This window comes from Enterobacteriaceae endosymbiont of Donacia provostii (genome assembly GCF_012570145.1).
GTDB lineage: Bacteria > Pseudomonadota > Gammaproteobacteria > Enterobacterales > Enterobacteriaceae.
In genome coordinates, this window is record NZ_CP046206.1 from 188,974 (window position 1) to 208,748 (window position 19,775).

Here is a 19,775-nt window from a genome sequence, read left to right on the forward strand (position 1 = left end):
TTTATGATATAATCACTATATCTAATACATCTATAAGTTTTGCAATTTGTTTTACCAAAAAATTTATATGTTTAAAACTTTTAATTACTAAGTAAAAATTAATATTTTTACATTTTTTTATTACATTAATATTAATTTTTTGTATAAAAAAACCTCTATGACGAATAATTCTCATTATTCTTTCTATTATTTCAGGAGTAATATTTGTTACAATATTTAATTGATATTTATACATTTAAATTTTCTCTATCATATTATCATTACTAGATCCAGGAGGTACTAATGGCCAAACATTATCATCTTCATTAATAGAAACATGTAAAATATAAGGTTTATTTAAAGTAAAAATTTTCTGTAAACTTTGTTCGATATCTGTATAATTATTTATTTTATGTCCAGATATTCCAAAGGATTCTGCTAATTTAATAAAATCTGGATTATCATATAAGTATGTTTCACTATATCTTTTATTAAAAAAAATTTGTTGCCATTGTCTTACCATACCTAATCTTTGATTATCTAATAATATAATTTTTATTGGTAAATTTTTTCTTTTAATCGTACTTAATTCCTGAATATTCATCATAAATGATCCATCACCAGAAATACATATAACATTATTATAAGGTTTTGCTATTTGAGCACCAATTGCTGCAGGTAATCCAAAACCCATTGTTCCTAATCCACTAGAAGTAATAAAATTTTTAGGGTTAGAAAAATGTATATGTTGTGCTACCCACATTTGATGTTGTCCTACGTCTGTAGTAATAATAGTATTTTTATTTTTAAAATCTGATAGTTTTTTTAAGAAAAAAGGAGCAAATATTTTATTTTTTTTTTTATTAGGATAATATATATAAGAATATTTTTTTTTAATTTTTTTAATGTATATTTGCCATTTTTTAATATTTTTAGGTTTTGATAGTAATGGAATTAAATAATTAAAATTTCCTATTAAAGATACTTTTACTTTACAAATTTTATTAATTTCTGCAGGATCTATATCTAAATGAATAATATCTGCAAATGGGGCAAATGTTTTTGTATTACCTGTAACTCTATCATCAAATCTAGTTCCGATAGCTATTAATAAATCACATTTTTGTACAGTATAATTTGCTGCTTTATTACCATGCATCCCTATCATTCCTAAATAATAGGGTTCTTTATTTTTTATAGTTCCTATTCCTTTTAAAGTAACTACTGTAGGTATTTTAGATATTTTAACAAAATTTCTTAATACTTTTACTGCATTTCCTATATTCACTCCTCCTCCTATATATAATATAGGTTTCATAGATTTTTTTAATAAAAAATTTATTTTTTTAATTTTTTTTATAAAATTTTTTTGATGTGAAAAAATAAAATTTTTTTTTTCTTCAAATTTAATTTTTTTATTTATACTAGATAATTGTATATCTTTTGGTATATCTATTAATACAGGACCTGGCCTATTAGATAACGCTATATTAAAAGCTTTATCCATAATGTTGGGTAATGTTTTTAATGAAGTTATTAAAAAACTATGTTTAGTACATGATAAAGACATACCTATAATATCTATTTCTTGAAAAGCATCAGTACCAATTAGTGAAAGTGATACTTGTCCTGTAATAGCAATAATAGGTATAGAATCTACCATTGCATCTGCTAGACCAGTTATTAAATTAGTAGCACCTGGTCCAGAAGTAGCAATACATACTCCTATTTTTCCTGTAGCTCTTGCATATCCAATAGCAGCCATAACTGCTCCTTGTTCATGTCTACATAATATATGTTCTATATGTTTATCATATAATGCATCATATAAAGGCATAATTGCCCCACCAGGATATCCAAATACTGTTTTAATATTTTTTTGTCTTAATATTTGAATTATACATTGTGCTCCGTTCATATTTAGTACCTCTTTTTTTAGAAAAATAATATGCATAATTCAATGTAATCATGATTTTAATATATTTAAATTTTTAGATAAAATGATATGATTTTATATTTGATATGTTATTAAAATTTTTTAAAAAATCATATAAAATTTTATATTAAATATTTATATATATGAATATATATTTACATAAAATATTTTATTTTTCATTTATAATAATTTTTAAAAAATTAAATATTACTTTTATAATTATTCAGGGGTGGAGGGAATTGAACCCCCAACCATTGGTTTTGGAGACCAATATTCTACCAATTAAACTACACCCCTTAGTATATTTTATATATAAAAATAATTATAATTTAATATAGTATATTATATACTATTATTAGTAAAATTTTTTTATAATAAAATTTATATATTTAAGATATAAAAATTTTAAATAAATTGCTATTATAAAAAAAGTATTTTTAAATTTTTACAAATGTGTTTATTAAATTATATATATTAATATACAAGGATTAAAAAATGACAGAATGGAGTATTGGAAAAATAAAAAATATAAAATATTGGACAAATAATTTTTTTAGTATTATTTTAAAAGCAAAAATTAATAATTTTTTTGCTGGTCAATTTACTAAATTGGCATTAAATATTAATAATAAAAAAATACAAAGAGCATATTCGTATATTAATCCACCAAAAAATCAAAATTATGAATTTTATATTTCTAATATTCATAAAGGAAATTTAACTCCATATTTATATAAATTAAAAATTAATGATGAAATTATGATTGCAAAAAATTCGTTAGGAAATTTTACAATAAATAATATTCAATCTTGTCAAAATTTATGGATGTTATCAACAGGTACAGGTATTGGTCCTTATCTTTCAATATTACAAGATGATATATGTTTTCAAAAATTTAAAAAAATTATTTTAATACATTCTATAAGATATATAGAAAATTTTAATTATTTAAATTTAGTTCAAAAAATAAAACGAAAATATAATGATCAATTTATTATTCAAATTATTTTAACTAGAAAAATTAATATTAATAATTCTATTTTATATGGTTATATTCCTGATTTAATTAAAAGTGGTAAAATAGAACATAATATTGGAATTAAAATAGATACTAACAATAGTCATATAATGTTATGTGGTAATCCTAATATGATTAAACAAACAAGAATATTTTTAGAAAAATATAAAAATTTTTCTAAAAATCTAATTAATAAAAAAGGAAATATTACTTATGAACAATACTGGTAATATTACTAATATTAAATAAAATATTTAAAGGAAATTATATGAAAAAATTTTTAATTACTGCTAATTGGAAATTAAATGGTAGTTATAATTTTATAAATAAAAATATAGATTTAATAAAAAAGATTAATGATTATTTACATTTTTGTCATATATCTTTAGCCCCTCCTTATGTATATTTAAATTATATTAATCAATTTATTAAAAATACTTCTATATCTTTAACAGCACAAAATGTAGATATTCATCTTAAAGGATCTTTTACAGGTGAAACATCAATAAATATGTTAAAAGATATAGGTGTAAAATATATTATAATTGGTCATTCAGAAAGAAGATTATATCATAATGAAAATATTAATTTAATTGCAAAAAAATTTATATTAATTAAAGAACATGGTCTAATTCCTATTTTATGTATAGGAGAAACTAAAGAACAAAAAAAATATAAATTAACAGAAAAAATCTGTATTAATCAAATTAATAGTATTCTGAAACTTAGTAATAATGTTAATATATTTGAAAATACTATTATAGCTTATGAACCTATTTGGGCTATCGGATCAGGAAAAATAGCAAATATAGATGAAGTAAAAAATATTATTTTTTTTATTAGAAAATATATATCTTCTTTTAATAAGAAGATAATAGAAAATATATATTTTCAGTATGGTGGATCAGTAGATTATTCTAATATAGATAATTTTTTGAATAAAACATATATAAATGGTTTTTTAATAGGTAAAGTTTCTTTAAAATTAAAAAATTTTATATTTTTAGTTAAAAAAATTGAAAAAAATTTAAATTCTAATTGGTCTTAACATTGGAAATAAAATAACATCTCTTATTGATTTAGTGTTTGTAAATAACATAACTAATCTGTCTATTCCTATACCTAATCCAGCTGTAGGAGGTAATCCATATTCTAAAGCTTCTATATAATCTTCATCATAAAAATAATCATTAATATTTTTTTTATTTTTAATAATTTTATTATTTTGTTGTTGTTGAAATCTCTTTTTTTGTTCTTCAGAATCATTAAGTTCTGAAAAACCATTGGCAATTTCCATACCACAAATAAAAAACTCAAATCTATCTGTATATAAAGAATTAGTATCATTACTTCTTGATAAAGGAGAAATTTCAATAGGATATTCTGTAATAAATGTAGGTTCTATAATTTTATGAATTATTTTTTCTTCAAAAATTTTAGAAATAATTTTACCTTTATTCCATTCTGGATCAATAGGAATTTTAAGTAAATTAGAAATTTTTATTATTTGATTTATATTTTCTAAACTTTGTAAAGAAAAATTAGGATAAAATTTTACGATAGCTTCTTTCATAGTTAATTTATGAAATGAATTATCTAAATTAAAAGAATAACTATCATATTTTAGTATGTTACTTTTAAAAATTTTTTTATATATTTTTTTAAATAATTTTTCAAAAAAAATCATTAAATCTTTATAATCCGAATATGCAATATATAATTCCATCATAGTAAATTCAGGATTATGTTGAGTTGATATTCCTTCATTACGAAAATTTCTATTAATTTCAAAAATTTTATTAAATCCTCCAATAATCAAACGTTTTAAATATAATTCTGGAGCAATACGTAAATATATATTAGTATTATATTTATTATGATATGTTATAAAAGGTTTAGCTAAAGCACCACCAGGAATAGTATGCATCATTGGTGTTTCTACTTCAATAAAATTATTTTTATTCATAAAATCTCGAATATTTAATATAATTTGATGTCTTTTCTTAAAAATAAAACGTGTTTGTTTATTAACAATAAGATCTAAATATCTTTTTCTATATTTTATTTCTTTATTTTGTAATCCATGATATTTATCAGGTAATGGTTTTAATGCTTTTGTTAATAAATAAATTTTTTGACAAAAAATTGATAAAACTTTAGTTTTAGTTTGAAATACGTATCCAATTATACCTATGATATCTCCAAGATCATATTCTTCTAAAAATTTTTTATATTGGTTAGAAGAAATTCCATTTTGAGATATATAAACTTGCATCTTACCTGTATAATCTTGAATATTAATAAAAGAAGCTTTTCCCATAATACGCATATTTATTATACGTCCAGCAACATTTAATGTTTTTTTTTCTACAACATTATTTTTATTATTTATAATTTGATTTAAATAATTACATGTAATATTAATTTTAAAATTGTTAGGAAAAACTATATTATTATTTTTTTTTAATGTTTTAAATTTTTTATATCTAAATTTTATTTCATTAATATTTTTAATATTATTTAATTTATTATCATTTTTATTCATAATATTAAACCTTATGTTTTTATAAACCTAATTTTAAACTAGCTTGAATAAATTGATCTAAATTACCATCTAATACAGATTGTACATCATTAACTTCTATACCTGTTCTTATATCTTTTATTCTTGAATCATCTAATATATAAGAACGTATCTGATAACCCCAACTAATATTAAATTTATTTTCTTCTATTTTCTTTTTTTTTTTTTGTTTTATTTTATTATTTAATTCATATAATTTACATTTTATTTGTTTTATAGCTTGATATTTATTTTTATGCTGTGATCTATTACTTTGACATTGAGTAACTAATCCAGTAGGAATATGTGTAATACGTACAGCAGATTCTGTACGGTTTACATGTTGTCCTCCTGCACCAGAAGCTCTATATACATCAATACGTAGATCTTCCATTTTTATTAAAATATCTATATCATCTTTAATTTCAGGATATATAAAAGTTGAAGCAAAAGAAGTATGTCTTCTGCCTGAAGAATGAAAAGGATTTTTTCTAACTAAACGATGAATACCACTTTCTGTACGAAGCCATCCAAAAGCATATTTTCCAATAATATGAATAGTAGATGATTTAATTCCTATTTCTCCTGAAGATTTATTTATTATATTTACTTGATATTTTTTTTTTATTGCCCATTTTAAATACATTTTCATTATTATTTTAGCCCAATCTTGAGATTCCACACCACCGGATCCAGATTGAATATCTATAAAACAATTTTTTTTATCATATTTCTTAAAAAAAAATTTTTGTAATTTTAAATTATTTATTTTTTTTTCTATTTGAAATAAAATTTTTATAGATTCTATTAATATTTTTTTGTCATTAGAATAAATTGCTAAATTAATTAATTCATCAATATCAATAATATCTTTATTAATATTATCTAAATTTAATAAAATACTTTCTATCTTGGCTTTTTTTTTATTTAGAGAAAGTAAATCATTTATATTTTTCCAAATGATTGGATTTTGTAATTTTTTTTTTATTTTTAATAATTGTTTTTGATATTTTTTATAATTAAAGTAACCTCCTAATAAAAATATTTTTTTTTTTTATTTCTTTTAATTTATTTTGTATAAAAATATTTTCTAACATAATAAATCCTTAATATTTAAAAAAATAATATTAAATAAAATTTAAATATTAATTTTAATAAATATACTTATTATATAAATAATGATTAATAATTTATAGTTGGATATGATAATAAATTAAAATTTTATTAATTTAAATAAAATTGGCCCTTGTTGGATTTGAACCAACGACCTAACGATTATGAGTCGTTTGCTCTAACCCCTGAGCTAAAGGGCCTATTGTTATATTATTATATATTTTAATATATATTTCAATGAAATTTATTACTTTTTTAATTTAATAAATATAATTCTTTATCTTTTCTTAAAATATTTAATAATATTAATGATGGATGTTTATTTAAAATTTTTTCAAGATCTTTTATATTATATATATTATTTTTATTAATTCCTATTATTATATCATCTTTTTTTAAACCTATTAATGAAGCAGGTGAATTAGGTGTTATTTTAATAACTTTTACTCCAGTTTTAATTTTTTTATAAAAAATAAAATATTTCTTTTTTAAAGAAATATTTTCTAAATATGCACCTTCAATACCATAATACATTTTATTTTCATTAGAAAATTTATTTTTACAAAAATTATTTAATTTTAATTTTATTATTTGAAATTTTTTATTTCTTATAATTCCTAATTTAATAATAGAACCATACATTAAAGTACTTATTTTAGCCTTTAATAAAGCATAACTATTGATTTTTTTATTATTTAGTGTAATTATAATATCTCCAGGTTTTAATATATTATTATTAGGTGAGATTACTTCACGTATAAAAGTTCCTTTAAATATATTAGGTATTTTCATTACTCTTGATATTTGTGGATCAAGTTCTACACCATATATTCCTAAAGAACCTCTTTTTATTTTTCCAAATTTAATAAATTGATTTACTAAATTTATTACTGTATTACTTGGTATTGCAAAACCAATTCCAATATTTCCTTCATTAGGAGTTAAAATAGCTGTATTTATACCAATTAAATCTCCATTTAGATTAACTAATGCTCCACCAGAACTACCTTTATTAATAGCAGCATCTGTTTGTATAAAATTTTCAAAATTTTCAATATTAATTCCAGTACGTCCTAATCCTGATATAATTCCTGATGAAACACTTTCACCTAAACCATATGGATTACCTATTGCTATAGTATAATCTCCAACTTTTAGTTCATCAGAATTAGCTATTTTAACACTTTTTAAATTTCCAGTTTTATTTTTTATTTGGATTAATGCTAAATCTGTTTTTGGATCTTGTATTAAAATCTTAGCTTCATAAATTTTACCATTATTTAATTCTACAGAAATATAATCTGCATGATCTATAACATGATTATTAGTAATAATTAAACCCTTTTTTGAATTTATAATTACTCCTGATCCAATAGAATGAAATTTTTGCTGAAGAATATTATCATTATTTCCACAAATAGGAGTATTTTCATATGGTGATCCTTCTTTACAAAGAGAAAATTTTTCATTTAAATATTCTTGTACATTTTGTGGTAATTTAAATTGTGATATAAAAGTACTACCTTGTACATTAATATTAACAACAGAAGGAGTTACTTTTGATAAAATTATGGATAAACTTGGTAATGAGTAATTATTCCATTTTTTAAATATATTAAATGGTAATAATTGTGCATTAATATTTTGTGATGTATATATAAAATTACTAATTAAAAAAAATATATAAAAAATTATTTTTAATTTTTTCATAAAAAAATCTCATAATAAAATTTTTTCAATATAATTATATAAAAATTTTTTAATTTATATTTTTAATATAAAAAATAAAAAATTCATATTATAATTGGATTTATCAATTAAGTATTTATTTAAAATAAATAATTATTATTTATTTTAATTTTATAAAAATACAAAGTTTTTTAAATATAATTTTTTTACAAATTATTATACTTAATATAATATAAATTTTATTTTATATAAAGTTTAAATATATATGATGAATAAATTAAAAAATATTGCATCTAAAGCAGCAATAAAATATATTAAAAATAATAATATTATAGGTATTGGTTCAGGTACTACAATATCTAAATTTATTGAAATTTTATATAGTGAAAACAAAAATATAAAAGGTGTGGTATCTGCATCTAAATATTCAACAAAAAAATTAAAAAAATATAATTTTAATGTTTATGAAATTAATAAAATAAATAAAATTGGGATATATTTTGATAGTGCTGATGAAGTTAATGATAAAATGCAAATGATAAAGGGAGGAGGAGCAGCATTAACAAATGAAAAAATTATATCTAATTATGCAGATATTTTTATTTGTATTATTGATCAATCTAAATATGTAAAAAATTTAGGTATATCACATCCTGTTCCTATTGAAATTATACCTTCTGCAAAAACTTTTATTACTAGAAAATTATCACATATAGGAGCTATAGCAAAATTAAGAAAAAAAACAATTACAGAACATGGTAATTTAATATTAGATGTATACAAATTAAATTTATATAATCCTATTAAAACAGAAAAATATATAAATACTATTCCTGGAGTTGTAACTGTTGGATTATTTGCACAAAGATGTGCTGATATAGTTATTATAGGAAAATATAATTCTACTGTATCAATTATAAACAAAAAAATTTAAAACTTTTCTTTTAATTTAAACATATGAATTTATAAAAATATATGCAAATAAAATTTACTAAAATGCATGCATTAGGTAATGATTTTATCATTATAAATAATATAAAAAATAATCTTATTTTTAAAAAAAATATTATTCAAAAATTATCTAATAGATATTTAGGTATAGGTTTTGATCAACTATTATTAATTGAATCATCATATAATAAAAATATTGATTTTAATTATAGAATCTTTAATGCAGATGGTAATGAAGTAGAACAATGTGGTAATGGAGCACGTTGTATTGCATTATACCTAAAAATAAAAAAATTAATTTTTAAAAAAAAAATATGTGTAAGTACAAAAAATCGTGTAATACATTTACAAATTATAAATGATAAAAAAATTTCTGTAAATATGGGAATTCCATTATTTAATCCTCAAGATATACCATTTTTAACTAATAATATTAAAAATACCTATAAAATTTATTTTAAAAATAAATACATTTATTTTAATGTTGTTTCTTTAGGTAATCCTCATTGTATAATTCAGGTTGATGATATATTAAATACTTCTATATCAGAAATAGGTTTTTTTTTAGAGAATCATAAAATTTTTCCTAATAAAATTAATGTAGGTTTTATGAAATGTATTAATATGAATAATATTCAATTAAGAGTTTTTGAAAGAGGTGTAGGAGAAACTAATGCTTGTGGTTCAGGAGCATGTGCAGCAGTAGCAGTCGGAATCAAAAAAAATTTTTTATCTCACAAAGTATGTGTTAATCTTCCTGGAGGAAATATATTTATCCATTGGAAAGGATATAAAAATAATTTATTTATGATAGGAGATGCTAATTATGTTTACGATGGAAAATTTATATTATAGTACATTTTTTATAAAAAAAATGTTTTAATTATGGCATTTCAATAAATGAAAAATATAGATTTACTAAAAAATTTAAATAATAAACAAAAAGAAGTAGTATCTGAAAATAGAAAAAATTTATTAATATTAGCAGGTGCTGGTAGTGGTAAAACTCTAGTATTAATTCGTAGAATCGCTTGGTTAATTTATAAGGAAAATTGTTCTCCAAAATCTATTTTAGCAGTAACTTTTACAAATAAAGCTGCATTAGAAATAAAAAATAGAATTAAATCATTATTAACAAATACAATTCAGAATAATAATATCTGGATAGGTACTTTTCATAGTTTCGCTTATTATTTATTAAGAATACATTATTCAAATGTAGGATTAACAAAAAATTTTCAAATTATAGATAATTATGATCAAAAAATTATTATTAAAAGAATTTTAAAAAAATTATCTCTAAAAGATAAAATTTATTCTGTAGATAATATTTTAAAATATATAAACAATATAAAAAATAATTTATTTAATAAATATATTTACAAAAATAATTTATATAATATTAATTTATCTAAAATTTATAATGAATATCAACAATTTTGTAAAGTAACAGAAGTTATTGATTTTAATGAATTAATATTTTATTTATATAAATTATTTTTAGATAATCCTAATATATTAAAAATATATCAAAAAAGATTTCAAAATATTTTAATAGATGAATTTCAAGATACTAATGATATACAATATAAATGCATATCTTTATTATATAATAAAAATTATGACACAAAAATTGTTCTTGTAGGTGATGATGATCAATCTATTTATGGATGGAGAGGAGCTAAAATTAATAATATTAATCGTTTTTTACAAGAATTTGATAAAGTAAAAGTAATATTTTTAGAACAAAATTATCGTTCTACTTCTAATATTTTAGAAGTAGCAAATAAATTAATTTCTTATAATAATAGTAGATTAAAAAAAAAATTATGGACAAATTCAAGTCACGGAGATCTTATTACTATATATTATGCATTAAATGAATTTGATGAAGCTGAATATATTGCTAAATATATAAAACAAAAATTTACTATAAAAAAAAGTAAATTAAATAATTTTGCAATTTTATATAGAAATAATTCACAATCTCGTATTATTGAAGAAACTATGGTAAAATTTTCTATACCATATAAGATATATGGCGGTATACAGTTTTTTGAACGTCAAGAAATAAAAAATATTTTATCTTATTTAAGATTAATATTAAATCATAATGATGATAGTTCTTTTGAAAGAATAATAAATATTCCTAAAAGAGGTATTGGTCATAATACATTAAATGTTATAAAAGATATTGCTAATAAATATTCATTAACATTATGGAAATCTAGTTTATATATAATACAAAATAAAAATAGTATAAATACCATATCTTTAAATTCATTAAAAAAATTTATTTCTTTAATTATATCTTTAAAAAAAGATATAAAAACTCAAATATTATCTAAAATTATTAAAAAAACTATAAAAAAATCTGGACTATGGGATATGTATAATAAAAATTGTTTATTTGAAAAAGATAATACAAAAATTAATAATTTAAGAGAATTTATTAATGCTTCTAAACAATTTTCAAAAAAAACATTACAAAATAATTTAGAATTAAATAATAAATATATAAATATAGAAAAGAATAATATTCTTACAGATTTTCTTTCTCAAACTTTATTATTTAATGATAATATAAATAAAAACAATGATAAAAAAGATAATTATATACAACTAATGACTATTCACGCTTCTAAAGGTTTAGAATTTTCTGAAGTTTTTATTATTGGTATGGAAGAAGGAATTTTTCCTAATAAAATATCTTTTAATGAAAATTTAATAAATGAAGAAAGACGTTTAGCATATGTAGGAATTACAAGGGCAAAAAATAAATTATTTTTAACTCATACAAAAAAAAGATTTTTATATGGTAAAAAGATTAATTGTATACCATCAAGATTTATTAGTGAATTACCAAAAAATTATATAGAAAATATTAATTATATAGAAAATATTAATATTTTATCAAAAGAAGAAAAATTTTTTATAAAAAAAAAACATTTTATAGGACAATTAATTTATCATAAAATTTTTGGTCAAGGAATAATTATAAAAATAGAAATTCTTAAAAATAATGAAAAATTACAAATTAAGTTTGATAATAAAATAATAAAATGGATAATGTCTGATTATATAGAATCTTTCGTATAATAATTTATATTATTTTTTTAAATAAAATATGTATTAAAATTTTTTTGTTTGTTATTTATATATATCCTAATCAGGAGTTATTATGTTAAATGCATATAAAATATATAATAAATATCTAATTCATTTTAAACTAAATCATAATTTAGATAATCTTATAGATGCAATATGGATTGATTTAATTAATCCAGAAAATTATGAAAGAAAAAAAATATATCATTTACTTGAACAAAATTTAGCTACTAGACCAGAATTGATAGATATAGAAGCATCGGCAAGATTTTTTGAAAATCAAGAAGGATTACATATTCATTCATTTTTCTTTTACAAAGAAAAAAATAAACATGCTAGTACTACTACTGTTGCATTTACAATTAAAAATAATAGATTATATACGTTACGAGAAAAAGAATTACCTGTTTTTCGTTTATATAGAATACGTATGCATAATCATCGTATGTTTTATGGTAATCCTTATGAATTATTGTTAGATATATTGGATACTAAAATTGAACAATTAGCAGATGAAATTGAAAATATATATAGTGATTTAGAAGCACTAAGTTGTATTATTATGAAAGGTCATCAAAATGAAGAATTTGATAATGCACTTTCTACTTTAGCTGAATTAGAAGATATTGGATGGAAAGTGAGATTATGTTTAATGGATACACAAAGAGCAGTTAATTTTTTAATGAGAAAAACTAGATTACCACATAATCAAATAAAACAAGCAAGAGAAATTTCTAGAGACATTGAATCACTATTACCACATAATGAATCACTTTTTCAAAAAGTAAATTTTCTAGTACAAGCGGCTATGGGATTTATAAATATAGAACAAAATAGAATTATTAAAATATTTTCATTAGTATCTGTAATTTTTTTACCTCCAACTTTAGTTGCTTCTAATTATGGCATGAATTTTACATTTTTACCAGAATTAAAATGGAAATATGGATATATTTATGCTGTTATTATAATGATAGTTTCAGCTTTAGCTCCATATTTTTATTTTAAACAAAAAAAATGGTTATAAATTAAATTATTAGTAATTTATTATTTTTTAAAAAATTTTATATAAAATATATATGATTTACATAAATAAATATTTTTTAAAATCAAAATTATATTTTATTAATTTAACAAGATTAAAATATAGGTAAATTACATTAAATATATTTACCTATATAATATTATTATTCTAATAATATATTATAAAAAATTACTATATTATAATATAATTTGTAAAATTATATTTGATAAAAAAATATTTTAAAAATTTTCTATTTTATAGAATAAATATTCTATTTATATAATAAAATATAAAACTTATATATCAGTAAGCAGATTATTAAAGAAATCTATATAATCAAGAATTATTAATTTAATTTTAATAATATATTATATAAAATATAAATTATTTATTATTATTAAAATAATTATTTAAATTTATAAAATATTTATAATTAAATTATTTTCAAAATATTATTATTTATTATTATATTTAATTAATATTAACTATTTATTATATTAATTTTTATTTAATAAAATATTTTTTTAAAAAAATATTTTTTAATATAATTTTATTTATATAAAAAAATTAAAATTAATAAAAAAATTATTTATTTAAAAATATAATTTTAAATTATATATAAATTTTATTAATTTATTTAAAATAAAATGAATATTTATTTTCTAAAATAAGAGTTTAAAATGAACAATTATAAGTTTACAGAAAAATTGTTATATGAAAATATTTTTTATATTGAAAAATTATATCAAAAATTTTTAATAAATCCTTCTTCTATAGAAGAAGAATGGAAATGTTTTTTTATATTTTTAAAAAAAAAAAATAAAATTTTATTTCAAAATAACAAATTAAAACATAATAATTTTTATAAAAATAAATTTTTAATAGAAAAAATTAATCAATTAATAAATAATTTTAGAATATTTGGACATTATGATGCAGATATTAATCCTTTAATATTAAAAAAAAAAAAATTAAGTAATATTTTACAATTAAAAAATTATAATTTCAATATAAATGATTTACAAAAAAAAATTACATTAAATTCTTTACTAAAAAATCAAAAAATTATTGATATTTATAATACTTTTAAAAAAATATACTGTAATTCAGTAGGTATTGAATATTTTCATTTAATTAATTATGAAAAACATTGGATGAAAAAAAATATAGAATCAAAAATAAATATTTTAAGTATAACAAAAAAAAAACGTATTTTTGAAGAATTAGTTGCAACAGAAGTTTTTGAAAAAAATATAGCAAAAAATTTTCCAGGTAGTAAAAGATTTTCTTTAGAAGGAAGTGATATTTTAATTCCTATTATTAAAGAAATTATAAATTATTCAAGTAAATTAAAAAATAAAAATAAAAAAATAATTTTAAGTATGGCACATAGAGGAAGATTAAATGTTTTAGTAAATATAATGGGTAAAAGTATAAAAAAAATAATGAATGAATTTAAAAATACTATTTCAAAAAAAGAAAATATAGATGATGTAAAATATCATTTAGGATATTCTTCTAATATCATTAAAAATAATCAAAAAATTAAATTACAATTAACATTTAATCCTTCTCATTTAGAAATTATTAATTGTGTTTCTATGGGCATAGTAAAATCTCAAATTAATTCATCTCAAGATAATTATATAATCCCTATTAATATACATGGAGACGCAGCTTTTAGTGGACAAGGAATAGTTCAAGAAATATTGAATTTATCTCAAACAAAAGGTTATGGAATTAATGGTACTATACATATTATTATTAATAATCAAATTGGATTTACAACTTCTAAAATTAATGACATGAGATCTAGTTATTATTGTACTGATATAGCTAAAATGATTCAATGTCCAATTTTTCATATTAATTCTGATAATATAGAAAATACTATACCTATTATAAAATTAGCTATTAAATATAGAAATTTTTTTAAAAAAGATGTTTTTATTGATTTAGTTTCATATAGAAGACATGGTCATAATGAAAGTGATGATCCATATATAACACAACCAATAATGTATAATAATATAAAAAATCATGAAACAATACAAAATTCTTATTTTAAAAAATTATCAAATCAAAATATTTTAAATATTAAAGAAAAAAATTATATATATAAAAAATATCAAACTTTATTTAATAAAGGTTATTCTTTTATTAACACAGATGTTTACATTAAACATGATAATTTTAACATAAAAGCTCAAAAATTAAAAATTAATCAATTAAAAAAATTACTTTTTAAAATTAGTTTTTTACCTAAAAATTTCAATATTCATTATAGAGTTAAAAAAATTTATTTAGATAGATTTTATATGAGTCAAGGTAAAAAAAAAATAGATTGGGGTACTGCAGAAATTTTAGCATATGCAAATATTTTAAATCAGGGAATATCTTGTAGATTATCTGGAGAAGATGTTAAAAGAGGTACTTTTTCTCACAGACATGCTGTTATTTATGATCAAAATACTGGAGTTTCATATACACCCCTAAAACAAATAGGTTTAAAACAGGGAAAATTTTATATTTATAATTCTATTCTATCTGAAGAAGCAGTTTTAGGATTTGAATATGGATACTCATTAAATTATAAAAATATATTAACAATATGGGAAGCACAATTTGGAGATTTTGTTAATGGAGCACAAATTATTATAGATCAATTTATTAGTTCAGGAGAAAAAAAATGGGGATATCAAAGTAAATTAATCATGATGCTTCCCCATGGTTATGAAGGACAGGGACCAGAACATTCTTCTGCACGAATAGAAAGATTTTTGCAATTATGTTCTGAAAATAATATGAGAATTTGCATTCCTTCTAATGCATCTCAAATATATCATTTATTATGTGAACAAGCATTTAATAATTTTAAAAAACCACTTATTATTTTTACCCCTAAATCTTTATTAAGATATAATTTATCATGTTCTTCTTTAAAATATTTTATTACTTCATTTCAATCTGTTCTAGATGATATAGATAAAAATATAGATATAAAAAATATTAAAAGAATTATTTTTTGTTCTGGTAAAATATATTATGATTTAATAGAATACAGAAATTCTATTAAAAATAAAAATGTAATTTTTATTAGATTAGAACAAATATATCCTTTTCCATATAATAATTTCAAAAAAATAATTATAAAATATTCTATAATAAAAAATTTTTTTTGGTGTCAAGAAGAACCAAAAAATCAAGGATCATGGATATATATCCAAAATTATTTTAAAAATAAATTAAATTTAAATATTAATTATATAGGAAGAAAATCATCCGCATCTCCTTCAACTGGCAATTTTAATATTTATAAAGAACAACAACAAAAAATAATATTTTCTGTTTTTAATATTTGAAATAGAAAATAAATTTATAAGGATAAAAAATGAATAATATTAATATTATTGTTCCTGAATTACCTGAATCAGTAAATAATGCAATTATCATTCAATGGTATAAAAAACCAGGTGAAATAGTAAATATTGATGATATTCTTCTAGAATTAGAAACAGATAAAATAGTTTTAGAAATACCATCAACAGTTAATGGTATTTTAAAAAAAATTTTGGTTAAAAAAGGTGAACGAGTACAATCACAACAAATTATTGGTATATTAAAAATTAATAAAGATTTAGATAATAATAAAATAGAAAATAAAGATTTAGATAATAATAAAATAGAAAATAAAGATTTAGATAATAATAAAATAGAAAATAAAGATTTAGATAATAATAAAATAGAAAATAAAGATTTAGATAATAATAAAATAGAAAATAAAGATTTAGATAATAATAAAATAGAAAATAAAGATTTAGATAATAATAAAATAGAAAATAAAGATTTAGATAATAATAAAATAGAAAATAAAGATTTAGATAATAATAAAATAGAAAATAAAGATTTTCAAATATTTTCTTTCAATAAATTAAATAATTATAGTCCTTCAATAAGAAGAAAAATAAAAAAAAATAATTATGAATTAAATAATTCAATAAATTTTCAAAATATTTTAAAAAAAAAAAAAAATAGTTTTAAAATAAAAAAAATGAGTCCTTTAAGAAAGTATCTTGCTAATAAATTAATGGATTCTAAAAAAAATACTGTTATGTTAACAACATTTAATGAAGTTAATATGAAAAAAATTATTAATATAAAAAATGATTATAAAGATTTTATATTTAAAAAATATAATTTAAAATTAGGATTTACATCTTTTAATATTAAAGCTGTTACTAAAGCTTTAAAATTTTTTAAAAAAATTAATGCATTTATTGATAAAGATAATATTATTTATAATAATAAATATCATATTAATATTGCAATTGCAACAAAAAGAGGATTAATAACTCCTATTATATATAATACTGATCAATTATCTATAATAAATATAGAAAAAAAAATAAAAGAATTAGTTCAAAAAAGTAATAATAATCAATTATCTCTAAAAGATTTACAAAGTGGTACTTTTACTATCACTAATGGAGGTGTTTTTGGATCTCTAATGTCTACTCCAATTATCAATCCTCCACAAAGTGCTATTTTAGGAATGCATACTATTAAAGAAAGACCTATTGTTATAAACCATAAAATATGTATTATGCCTATGATGTATTTAGCTTTATCATATGATCATCGTTTAATAGATGGTAAAGATGCTATAGGTTTTTTAATGTTAGTAAAAAATTTTTTAGAAGATCCTATATGTTTATTTTTATAAATTTTAATTTTTTAAAAAAATTTATTTAAATAAATATTTAAATATTATATTACAATAAATAATATGAAAATTAAATAAGGATTAATAATGTTAAATATTATTGACCTATCAAGATTACAATTTGCATTAACAGCAATGTACCATTTTTTATTTGTACCATTAACATTAGGATTATCTTTTTTAATAGCTATTATGGAAACAATATATTTTTTATCTAAAAAAAAAATATATCGAGATATGACTAAATTTTGGGGTAAATTATTTGGTATTAATTTTGCTTTAGGTGTAGTTACTGGTTTAACAATGGAATTTCAATTTGGTACAAATTGGGCATATTATTCACATTATGTTGGTGATATTTTCGGAGCTCCATTAGCTATAGAAGGTTTAGTTGCATTCTTTTTAGAATCTACATTTGTAGGTTTATTTTTTTTAGGATGGAATCGTTTAAATAAATTACAACATTTATTCGTAACATGGTGTGTTGCAATAGGTTCTAATCTTTCTGCTCTTTGGATTTTAATTGCTAATGGTTGGATGCAAAATCCAATTGCATCTTTTTTTAATTATCATAATATGCGTATGGAAATGAATAATTTTTGGGATTTAATTTTTAATCCTACAGCACAAACAAAATTTGTACATACTATAACCGCTGGATATACTACAGGATCAATGTTTATTATTGGAATTAGTTCTTTTTATCTCTTAAAAAAGAGAGATATAAAATTTGCCAAAAAATCTATTATTATTGCCTCTTGTTTTGGTTTAATTTCTATTTTATCTGTTATAATTTTAGGTGATGAATCTGGGTATCAATTAGGTCATACACAAAAAATTAAACTAGCTGCTATTGAAGCAGAATGGAATACACAAAAACCTCCAGCATCATTTAATGTAATAAGTTTTCCTAATCAAAAAAAACAATTAAATAAGTATGCTATAAAAATTCCTTATTTATTAGGTATAATAGCAACAAGATCTTTATCCTTACCTATTATAGGAATAAAAGATTTAATTAAAGAAAATGAATTTAAAATTAAAAATGGTTTGAGCGCTTTAATAGCTCTTGAAAACATTAAAAATGGTAATCTATCATTAGATGATATAAAAATTTTTAATAAAAATAAAAAATTTTTAGGATATGGGTTTTTAGTTAAACAATATTATAAAAATATTAATAATATAAATTATTCGCAAATAAAAAATATAGCTATAAAATCTATACCATTAATAAGTCCTCTATTTTTTTCTTTTAGAATTATGGTATTATCTAGTATAATTTTATTTATTATATTAATTTTAGTTTTTATTTTTAGTGTTATTAATAACAACATTGAAAAAAAAAAATATTTATTGAAAATATGTTTGTATTCGATGCCATTACCTTGGATTGCATCTGAATCAGGATGGTTTGTTGCAGAATATGGTAGACAACCATGGGCTATTAAAGAAATATTACCAACATACATGGCTGGATCTTCAATTCAATTGAATGAAGTATTATTTTCAATAATTTTAATTTTTATTTTTTATACTATTCTATTAATAATAGAATTATTTTTAATATATAAAATATCTAGTATAGGACCAAGTATTTTAGGTACTGGTAAGTATTTTTTTGAAAATAAAATAAAAGAAAATATTTTACACAAAAAAAATTAGTTGGGT

The 19,775-nt window shown here is 18.9% G+C and carries 14 protein-coding genes and 2 tRNA genes; 9 read left to right on the forward strand and 7 right to left on the reverse strand.

What is annotated here, in order from left to right; genetic code table 11:
- Position 1: 1 nt before the first annotated feature.
- The 3 genes from ilvM to GJT93_RS00940 all read right to left on the reverse strand — a co-directional run bounded on the left by ilvM (position 2) and on the right by GJT93_RS00940 (position 2,212).
- The gene (gene ilvM, locus GJT93_RS00930; RefSeq protein ID WP_168821749.1) at positions 2–235 is read right to left on the reverse strand and encodes an acetolactate synthase 2 small subunit; all 234 of its coding nucleotides are present in this window, start codon (positions 233–235) and stop codon (positions 2–4) included.
- Entirely contained in the window at positions 236–1,897 is a 1,662-nt protein-coding gene (gene ilvG / locus GJT93_RS00935) for an acetolactate synthase 2 catalytic subunit (protein ID WP_168821981.1), read from the reverse strand.
- A 242-nt stretch (positions 1,898–2,139) separates the two neighbouring features.
- Positions 2,140–2,212, reverse strand: a tRNA-Trp gene (locus GJT93_RS00940).
- Positions 2,213–2,410: 198 nt separating this feature from the next.
- On the opposite strand from GJT93_RS00940, the gene GJT93_RS00945 reads away from it, so the two are divergent.
- Together GJT93_RS00945 and tpiA are read left to right on the forward strand one after the other, a co-directional pair.
- A complete protein-coding gene (locus tag GJT93_RS00945) occupies positions 2,411–3,163 on the forward strand; it encodes an FAD-binding oxidoreductase (RefSeq protein ID WP_168821750.1) in 753 nt (250 codons plus the stop codon).
- 38 nt (positions 3,164–3,201) lie between these two features.
- Positions 3,202–3,981, forward strand: a complete 780-nt coding sequence (gene tpiA / locus GJT93_RS00950; RefSeq protein ID WP_168821751.1) for a triose-phosphate isomerase — start codon at positions 3,202–3,204, stop codon at positions 3,979–3,981.
- Here tpiA and lysS read toward each other — a convergent pair.
- The 4 genes from lysS to GJT93_RS00970 all read right to left on the reverse strand — a co-directional run bounded on the left by lysS (position 3,961) and on the right by GJT93_RS00970 (position 8,319).
- On the reverse strand, positions 3,961–5,478 hold the full coding sequence (gene lysS / locus GJT93_RS00955; RefSeq protein WP_168821752.1) for a lysine--tRNA ligase: 1,518 nt from the start codon (positions 5,476–5,478) through the stop codon (positions 3,961–3,963). The genes tpiA and lysS overlap by 21 nt on opposite strands.
- Before the next feature lie 19 nt (positions 5,479–5,497).
- Positions 5,498–6,593, reverse strand: a protein-coding gene (gene prfB, locus GJT93_RS00960; protein ID WP_343034342.1) for a peptide chain release factor 2 whose coding sequence is annotated in 2 segments (ribosomal slippage) — positions 5,498–6,523 and positions 6,525–6,593 — 1,095 coding nt in all. Because the reading frame shifts where the segments join, the coding sequence is not laid out codon by codon here.
- Positions 6,594–6,736: 143 nt separating this feature from the next.
- Positions 6,737–6,809, reverse strand: a tRNA-Ile gene (locus tag GJT93_RS00965).
- Between the two features lie 55 nt (positions 6,810–6,864).
- Positions 6,865–8,319 carry a trypsin-like peptidase domain-containing protein gene (locus GJT93_RS00970; protein WP_168821753.1) on the reverse strand — a complete coding sequence of 485 codons (1,455 nt, stop codon included), beginning with the start codon at positions 8,317–8,319 and terminating at the stop codon, positions 6,865–6,867.
- A gap of 244 nt (positions 8,320–8,563) precedes the next feature.
- On the opposite strand from GJT93_RS00970, the gene rpiA reads away from it, so the two are divergent.
- The 7 genes from rpiA (at position 8,564) to GJT93_RS01005 (ending at position 19,769) form a co-directional block, all read left to right on the forward strand.
- Positions 8,564–9,232 carry a ribose-5-phosphate isomerase RpiA gene (gene rpiA, locus GJT93_RS00975; RefSeq protein ID WP_168821754.1) on the forward strand — a complete coding sequence of 223 codons (669 nt, stop codon included), beginning with the start codon at positions 8,564–8,566 and terminating at the stop codon, positions 9,230–9,232.
- A 47-nt stretch (positions 9,233–9,279) separates the two neighbouring features.
- Positions 9,280–10,104 carry a diaminopimelate epimerase gene (gene dapF, locus GJT93_RS00980; RefSeq protein WP_168821983.1) on the forward strand — a complete coding sequence of 275 codons (825 nt, stop codon included), beginning with the start codon at positions 9,280–9,282 and terminating at the stop codon, positions 10,102–10,104.
- Between the two features lie 45 nt (positions 10,105–10,149).
- Positions 10,150–12,348 (forward strand): UvrD-helicase domain-containing protein, encoded by a 2,199-nt coding sequence (locus tag GJT93_RS00985; RefSeq protein ID WP_168821755.1) that lies wholly within the window; start codon positions 10,150–10,152, stop codon positions 12,346–12,348.
- 82 nt (positions 12,349–12,430) lie between these two features.
- A complete protein-coding gene (corA, locus tag GJT93_RS00990; protein ID WP_168821756.1) occupies positions 12,431–13,384 on the forward strand; it encodes a magnesium/cobalt transporter CorA in 954 nt (317 codons plus the stop codon).
- Positions 13,385–14,061: 677 nt separating this feature from the next.
- Positions 14,062–16,743, forward strand: a complete 2,682-nt coding sequence (locus tag GJT93_RS00995; protein ID WP_168821757.1) for a 2-oxoglutarate dehydrogenase E1 component — start codon at positions 14,062–14,064, stop codon at positions 16,741–16,743.
- Positions 16,744–16,772: 29 nt separating this feature from the next.
- Complete coding sequence (gene sucB, locus GJT93_RS01000) at positions 16,773–18,104, forward strand: dihydrolipoyllysine-residue succinyltransferase (protein WP_168821758.1); 1,332 nt, start codon at positions 16,773–16,775, stop codon at positions 18,102–18,104.
- Between the two features lie 87 nt (positions 18,105–18,191).
- On the forward strand, positions 18,192–19,769 hold the full coding sequence (locus tag GJT93_RS01005) for a cytochrome ubiquinol oxidase subunit I (protein ID WP_168821759.1): 1,578 nt from the start codon (positions 18,192–18,194) through the stop codon (positions 19,767–19,769).
- Positions 19,770–19,775: the final 6 nt, after the last annotated feature.